The sequence below is a fragment of the Herbiconiux daphne genome (assembly GCF_024979295.1).
Classification (GTDB): Bacteria; Actinomycetota; Actinomycetes; order Actinomycetales; family Microbacteriaceae; genus Herbiconiux; species Herbiconiux daphnes.
Window position 1 is genome coordinate 1 of record NZ_JANLCJ010000697.1, and the last position, 554, is coordinate 554.

Below are 554 nucleotides of genomic sequence, written 5' to 3' on the forward strand. Positions count from 1 at the left end.
AAAGAAGCATCATCTAACCTAACGTATCTATTACGCATTTCATTTAATACATTACGCTTAAATCTATCACTCATGTTAGTAATATCAAATTCTTCACCATCTATTTTAATTACAATACGCTCAACTACTTTAGGTTGTTTAACACCCTTTAACCCCGCATTATAAGCCCTATCACCATTTGAACTAACCTCTTTCAATATATCAGGATAAATAGGCTCACCCCAATTATTTAAGGGTAAAACATACTTAGCTTTATCTACGGTAATTTTATAACGAGACATAATTAACCACCTTATATATAGGATGTTTCATTTTCATAATTTGCTTAAAGGGGCTAGGAAAAAAGAAAAAAGAAAATGAAAAGGGGGAACAATAGATTTCTTTTGAACCATCGTAACCCTTTGATTCTGTAGAATATGTGAGTGTTTCGGCTATCGCCTTACAGGATTGAAAGGATGTACCCCACCCCCTAAGCTATGGATAGTACCCCATCAAATAGGTGTGCATTTAACATAATGTATCTTATGCGTACCATATTATAAGTGTTGGCCTAT

At 33.8% G+C, this 554-nt stretch carries 1 protein-coding gene; it reads right to left on the bottom strand.

What is annotated here, in order from left to right; all coding sequences use genetic code 11:
- Positions 1-281 (bottom strand): hypothetical protein (locus N1032_RS27225; protein WP_259543824.1); only part of this gene is annotated, 281 nt, incomplete at its 3' end.
- Positions 282-554 lie beyond the last annotated feature (273 nt).